The following is a 6,701-nucleotide window of genomic DNA, read 5'->3' as shown; positions in this document are numbered from 1 at the left end:
CCGTCATTCCCGAGTAAGCCCGTTTGCTCCGCAATGAAACGCCGTCATTCCCGAGCAAATCCCGTTGCTCCTACTATTTTTCTGCACATAAGACAAAATAGTCCAAAATAGGTGTTGTATTCAAATTCACAATCATGGTATAATAAATCTTGTGCAATTCGCATAATATTTACCATGGCCCGTTGGTCAAGCGGTTAAGACACCGCCCTTTCACGGCGGTAACACGGGTTCGAGTCCCGTACGGGTCACTTTTCTTTTGATTAAAAAAACTCTATATAAAATGGTCCCGTGGTGTAGCGGTTAACATGCCTCCCTGTCACGGAGGAGATCGCGGGTTCGATTCCCGTCGGGACCGTCTAATAAAGTCTCCAGCATTTATGCTGGCAGACTTTTTTATTTGTCTGAAAAGTGATACATTTAAAGATGGATAAGTTTACGTACTAAATAACGTACACGTGAAATGAGGGATATCTTAATGGCCAAGAAAATAGTTGTTGTTGATGATGAAAAACCAATTGCAGATATACTTGAATTTAATTTGCAAAAAGAAGGATATGAAGTTCACTGCGCTTACGATGGCAATGATGCACTGGAACTGATTTTGGATATAGTACCGGATCTTGTTCTTTTGGATATCATGCTGCCGGGTATCGATGGCATGGAAGTTTGCCGCGAAGTTCGTAAAAAACACGATATGCCGATTATTATGCTTACTGCCAAAGATTCCGAAATAGATAAAGTGCTGGGTCTTGAGCTCGGTGCGGATGATTATGTAACAAAACCTTTCTCTACGCGCGAATTAATCGCACGTGTGAAAGTTAATTTACGACGCAATAATGCTGTCAGTTCTAAAGAAGATGAACCGGAAGATAAAAATATATATATTCGGGATATTACTGTTATCCCCGACTCTTATGCGATTAAAAAATTCGGGAAAGATATAGATTTGACACATCGCGAATTTGAGCTGTTTTTATATCTTGCCAAATTTAAGTCTCAGGTAATGACACGCGAGCACTTGCTGGAGACAGTATGGGGTTATGACTACTTCGGAGATGTACGTACGGTGGATGTTACAGTGCGCCGTTTAAGAGAGAAAATCGAAGACGATCCAAGTCATCCGGAATACATCATGACACGCCGCGGCGTCGGGTATTATATTAAAGGTGATGACTAAATGAAGCAGTTTTTAAAAAACCTGCAATCGCTTCAGTTTAAATTAGTAATGATATACATGCTGCTGATTATTATTGGAATGCAGATTATCGGACTGTATTTTACAAACAGTCTGGAGCGGGATTTGACGGGAAACTTTAAAAATAATATCGATTCCCAGGTCACTCTGATTGATACGCGTATTAAAGAGATTTTTCAGGAAAACGGAGATGACCGTGATCAGATGCGGGCGGATATTCAAAGTCTGCTGACTGATTACGGCAATCGTCCTGAAATTGAAGAAATCCGCTATATAAATGCGGATAATATTCTTGTTGGAACGAGCAGAATTTCCAACGAGTCTCTCGTCGGTTCCCGTATTAATGAACCGATGTCACAGGATGCTCTCCAGTCAGGCATTGCAAATGATGAAATTTTCGTCAACGTCGATAAAGACAATCAGCGTGTATGGATTTTAAACCAGCCGGTCGTAGTCAATGATGAAGTCGCCGGTGTTATTTACGTTGAGTCGAATGTTGAGAGTATATACATGCAGCTTGAAGCGATTAACAATACATTTATTATCGCGACACTGTTTTCATTAGTCATTACGAGTATTCTCGGTATCTTTGTCGCGCGTACAATTACAAAACCGATTACAGATATGAGAAACCAGGCACTCCTGATGTCGGAAGGCGACTATACATCACGCGTACAGATATACAGCGATGATGAGATTGGTCAGCTTGCCGGCAGCTTTAACGTTCTCTCAAAAAGAGTACAGGAAGCCCAGGCGAACACTGAGAGTGAGAAAAAACGTCTCGACTCTGTGATTACCCATATGTCGGACGGTATTATCGCCACCGACAGAAAAGGCCGTATTCGCATCGTTAATGAGATGGCAGTCGGTATGCTGAACTTAGGTGTACAGTCGGATGAACTGCATGGCAAAAATATGCTGGAACTGCTGCGTCTCGGCGAAGAACTGAATCTTGAAGACATTATTCAGGAAGCTAACGACAGTCATTTAATATTTATCGATTCGGCGGATGACTCAGCAACGCTCCGCGTCAACTTCTCGACAATCGTTACAGATACCGGATTTATCAACGGTTATATCGCTGTACTGCATGACGTTACAGAACAGGAACGTATCGATGCAGAGCGTCGTGAATTCGTTGCGAACGTATCGCATGAGCTCAGAACACCGCTGACTTCTATGCGAAGTTATATAGAAGCATTACAGGAAGGTGCATGGCAGGACGAAGAAATTGCGCCGAAATTCTTGAGTGTAACACGCGCCGAGACCGACCGTATGGGCCGTCTCGTTGAAGATCTGCTGCAATTATCCCGTATGGATAATGATGCAGAGGAAATCCAGAAAGAAGTAGTGGATTTCAAACTCTTCATTAACCGTGTCATCGACCGTTTTGAAATGACACATAAAGAAGATGTTGTTTTCACACGTCATATTCCGGACGCTCCCCTGTTCACTGATATCTCGGTGGATAAAATGGGTCAGGTGCTGGATAATGTGCTTTCCAATGCGATTAAATATCAGCACGGGGAACCGAAGCGCGTGGATATTCATTTAAAACAAAACACTTTATATAACCGTATGACAATACGTATAAAAGATTATGGTCTCGGCATACCAAATAACAAAGTTGACCGTATTTTTGACCGTTTTTACCGCGTAGATAAAGGCCGTGCACGTAAAATGGGCGGTACAGGACTGGGACTTGCAATTTCAAAAGAAATTATCGAAGCGCATAACGGTAAAATCTGGGCAAACAGCGTAGAAAATGAAGGGACAACAATCTTTATCAACTTGCCTTGTGAAGTGATAGAGGAGGATGAGTGGGATGTATAGAGAGTGGATTAAGTCCATCCTGTTAATCGTTATTGTCGCTTCGAGTCTGGTGCTGACATATCTCGTCTGGAGTTATGAACCGGAATTTTCCCAGATTGATACAACAATCGAAGGAACGACGAATATCGGCCAAGGCGAACGCATATCGTTTGAACAGGTAATGAGTACCTATCAGCTTGTCTGGATACAGGGAGAGAACAATACGCGGGGTACGACGGATCCGAGAGCATTAATCGGTATCCGTGAAAATCTTGAAGGTTCCAATATTAATAGTATGAACGTCTATAACAGCTTGAACCGCCTCGATGTTAGAGGAGAAGAAAGTAATGATGAAGAGTTTCTGCTTATCGATTACTATTCCGATGTACCTTCAAAATCTTTATTCCAGATGCTTGGGTTGTCGCATGATTCGACACTCCCCGACTTTACCTTCGACCGGATTGTAGTTGATATGAAAGAAGGAAATGTTGTCTTCAACTTAGTGGATGAAAGCCGTTCGAGAGTTGCAGTCGTCGAAACTGACATTGCTGCCGACTTCTTAAAAGGTCATGTTGAATCTTACAGTGATATTTTTGAATCCTACACCCCGATTATTACTAATCAGCAGACAGCGAATAATAAGACGGCAATTTACGGACCGTCATCACCGGGGACGATTAATACGGAACGTTTTATGATTACACAGATTAATACCGACGTTATGAACCGTATATTATTTTTAGATTCACCGGAAGAAAGTCCATCCTCAGGTGATGTGTCGATTTATGAAGATGAAAATCATATTTCGACGTACAACACTGATACGTATGAGTACAGTTATACAAATTTAAATGAATCCTCATCCTCAAGCGGCAATAACCATCAGACGATTCAGGATATTTACTATTTCCTGAACTCGCATAACGGATTGTCACAGAATAATGTGCTCTTTGATTATGAATCAGGTGAAAATGCAGCAACGTTCCGCTCTACTTTAAACGGGCGTGTCGTGTTCAGTGAAGGATTAAGTACAGCGATTACTGTGAAGTACGGAGCAAATTCAGTATACGAATATTCCCGTCCGCTGATACGGACCAACGCGAAAGTATCAGATGAAGAAGAAGTTGAACTTTTAGATATTGAAAATGTCCGTTATCAGATTGCACTGCACGATAAATTTGATTTGCAGAAAGTATCTAAAATCGTACTCGGCTATGATATGACATATGCTGATGAAGAAACGGATCTGGAGTTTATCGATTATACACCGCAATGGTACGTTAAGTACGACGGTGCGTGGATGAAATTCAATGAAGGGGGGCTGTCCTGATGGATTGGAAATTAACGAAATCCCTTTTTATAGCTGCCTTCCTGCTGATGAATTTAGTCCTTATTTATATTTTGTATAATGAATCAAATGATGAAGTCAGAGAGCTCGCAGACACGACGAATGTGCTGTCTGAGACAAATATTGATACGAGTGCACTCGACGGATTTGAAAACGTCGAGATGAAAATTATACTCGGCGATCCGGCAGAGCTGGAGCATGAAGATGATATGTCGGAGAAAGATACGGCGCTGACTCTGCCTCTTGATGAGTCGGTGACATTCGCACCGGAAGGCTTAAAGACATACAAAGACAATTCAATTTACAGAGGCGAAGAATACCATTATGATAAAGTAATGAGCGAACCGGACACGATAGCATTTAACCAGTATTATGAAGGATATCCGATATTCAGCCACGAAGCAGCACGCCTGTACTTCAGTGAAGAATCAGCAAGCATGACTCAGGGCTACGTGGAAAATATCGAGGAAAGCGACTATTCTGTCGAACAGAACGTGCGTCATCCTAAAGTAATTGTGGAAGAACTTTATCTGCAGGAAAATATTACTGATAATGCAGTCATAGAAAGTGCAACGCTCGGCTACTATATCATACTGGAAGAAGACAATCAGGTTATGATGCGTCCGAAATGGCAATTTGAAATTACTGATGAGGATATTGAACGTATAATTTACGTCGATGCACTGAGTCAGACAGAAGATATTATTGAAAGAGAGTGAACGGAATGAAGATGAGCGTATTAGCAAGCGGCTCAACAGGCAACAGTACATTCATTGAAACAGAAAAAGGAAGTGTACTTGTAGACGTCGGGCTGTCATGTAAGAAAACTGATGAAACGCTCAATCAAATAGGTAAATCACTCCAGGACATAAATGCGATTTTCATTACACATGAACATATAGACCATATTAAAGGCTTAAAAGTGATTGCAAAGAAATACGATATACCTATTTATGCCAATGCGAAGACTTGGGATGCTATTGAGCGTAAAGATATCAATATTAAAACAGCACAGAAATTTCACTTCAACCCGCTTGAAGAAAAAGAAATAGCGGGCTTGAATGTCCAGTCATTTAACGTGTCGCATGATGCGATTGATCCGCAATTTTACACGTTCTCACAGAACAATAAGAAAATATCACTGATTACAGACACAGGCTATGTTTCTGACACAATGAAAGGCATAATTAAAGAAAGTGATGTCTTCCTGTTTGAATCAAATCACGATGTGGACATGCTCCGCATGGGCAGATATCCGTGGAATACTAAGCAGCGAATACTGTCAGACGTCGGTCACGTGTCAAATGAAGATGCTGCACACGCGATGAAGGACGTTATAACAAGCAATACAAAACGAATCTATTTAGGACACTTAAGTCTCGATAATAACATTAAAGAACTGGCGCGTATGAGTGTTGAACAGATACTGAATCAGTACGACATCGATACGTACAACGATATAATGATATGCGATACAGATAAGGCAGTGCCGACAGAAATTTATCAGCTTTAATAAGAAGACCAAATTGTGAGAAAAACTGCGCAATTTGGTCTATTTTTGTCCCTTTTAACAAGTTATCCACAGGTTTGGTGATAAGTTGTGTATAACTGGGATAAAAACGTGGATAAGTGTGTGGAATGTGGGAAAATACATAAAATATGCATGAATCAGTCTAAAAAAAGAGCGGAATCACGCAATTTAAGGTGGGAAAGTTATCAACAACCTGTGGATAACACGTGTATAACTAATAAAATTGCAGTAAATATACGAATTTGTCCACAGTTCTGTATAATTGAGGAAAAGACGTTAAAAGTGAAGGTGAAACAGATGAAACTGACAATGATTACAGTAGGAAAATTAAAAGAAAAATACTGGCTTGATGCAGTAAAAGAGTATCAGAAACGAATTAGTAAATATGCAAAAATCGAGCTGATAGAAGTAGCCGATGAGAAAGAACCGAATAATGCGGGTCCGAAAGATCTGGAGCAGATTAAAGATAAAGAAGCAGAGAAGATATTAGCAAAAATAAAAGACACGCAGCATGTCGTAACGCTGGAAATAAACGGCAAGCAGTATACAAGTGAAAAACTGGCACAGGAATATCAGCGCTGGATGAATATTGGGAAAAGCGATGTTGTATTTGTGATCGGCGGCAGCAACGGCATCGGTGATGCAGTGAAAAAACGCAGCAACCAGGAAATCAGCTTTGGCACCCTCACCTACCCGCACCAGATGATGAAAGTGATGATGCTGGAGCAGCTGTTCAGAGTGAATAAGATATTGAGAAATGAAGCTTATCACAAGTAGTGCGTGTTAAGACACAATACGCACATGTGGTAACCAGA

General features: G+C 41.0%; 6 protein-coding genes and 2 tRNA genes. All 8 read left to right on the top strand.

Going from position 1 to position 6,701, the window contains the following annotated elements; translation table 11 throughout:
• Nucleotides 1-176: 176 nt before the first annotated feature.
• The 8 genes from H625_RS0108710 (at nt 177) to rlmH (ending at nt 6,663) form a co-directional block, all read left to right on the top strand.
• Nucleotides 177-248: transfer RNA gene (locus H625_RS0108710), tRNA-Glu, on the top strand.
• Nucleotides 249-282: 34 nt separating this feature from the next.
• Nucleotides 283-355 (top strand) — tRNA-Asp (locus tag H625_RS0108705).
• A gap of 120 nt (nt 356-475) precedes the next feature.
• A complete protein-coding gene (yycF, locus tag H625_RS0108700; RefSeq protein ID WP_026859563.1) occupies nt 476-1,177 on the top strand; it encodes a response regulator YycF in 702 nt (233 codons plus the stop codon).
• The gene (gene walK / locus H625_RS0108695) at nt 1,178-3,028 is read left to right on the top strand and encodes a cell wall metabolism sensor histidine kinase WalK (RefSeq protein WP_026859562.1); all 1,851 of its coding nucleotides are present in this window, start codon (nt 1,178-1,180) and stop codon (nt 3,026-3,028) included.
• Nucleotides 3,021-4,337, top strand: coding sequence for a YycH family regulatory protein (locus H625_RS0108690; RefSeq protein WP_026859561.1), 1,317 nt, complete (start codon nt 3,021-3,023; stop codon nt 4,335-4,337). The genes walK and H625_RS0108690 overlap by 8 nt, the downstream gene beginning before the upstream one ends.
• On the top strand, nt 4,337-5,074 hold the full coding sequence (yycI, locus tag H625_RS0108685) for a two-component system regulatory protein YycI (protein ID WP_026859560.1): 738 nt from the start codon (nt 4,337-4,339) through the stop codon (nt 5,072-5,074). Before H625_RS0108690 ends, yycI begins: the two co-directional genes overlap by 1 nt.
• 5 nt (nt 5,075-5,079) lie before the next feature.
• Nucleotides 5,080-5,868, top strand: coding sequence for an MBL fold metallo-hydrolase (locus H625_RS0108680; RefSeq protein WP_035785647.1), 789 nt, complete (start codon nt 5,080-5,082; stop codon nt 5,866-5,868).
• A gap of 315 nt (nt 5,869-6,183) precedes the next feature.
• On the top strand, nt 6,184-6,663 hold the full coding sequence (gene rlmH / locus H625_RS0108675) for a 23S rRNA (pseudouridine(1915)-N(3))-methyltransferase RlmH (RefSeq protein WP_026859558.1): 480 nt from the start codon (nt 6,184-6,186) through the stop codon (nt 6,661-6,663).
• Nucleotides 6,664-6,701 lie beyond the last annotated feature (38 nt).

Origin of the sequence: Jeotgalicoccus psychrophilus DSM 19085 (assembly GCF_000425845.1) — a bacterium.
GTDB classification, from domain to species: Bacteria; Bacillota; Bacilli; order Staphylococcales; family Salinicoccaceae; genus Jeotgalicoccus; species Jeotgalicoccus psychrophilus.
This window is presented reverse-complemented; position numbering and strand designations above follow the sequence as displayed.

Excerpts from the sequence above, each read along its gene's own strand:
- walK (WP_026859562.1), top strand. The coding sequence starts at position 1,178 with ATGAAGCAGTTTTTAAAAAACCTGCAATCGCTTCAGTTTAAATTAGTA.
- rlmH (WP_026859558.1), top strand. The coding sequence starts at position 6,184 with ATGAAACTGACAATGATTACAGTAGGAAAATTAAAAGAAAAATACTGG.
- yycI (WP_026859560.1), top strand. The coding sequence starts at position 4,337 with ATGGATTGGAAATTAACGAAATCCCTTTTTATAGCTGCCTTCCTGCTG.
- H625_RS0108690 (WP_026859561.1), top strand. The coding sequence starts at position 3,021 with ATGTATAGAGAGTGGATTAAGTCCATCCTGTTAATCGTTATTGTCGCT.
- yycF (WP_026859563.1), top strand. The coding sequence starts at position 476 with ATGGCCAAGAAAATAGTTGTTGTTGATGATGAAAAACCAATTGCAGAT.
- H625_RS0108680 (WP_035785647.1), top strand. The coding sequence starts at position 5,080 with ATGAAGATGAGCGTATTAGCAAGCGGCTCAACAGGCAACAGTACATTC.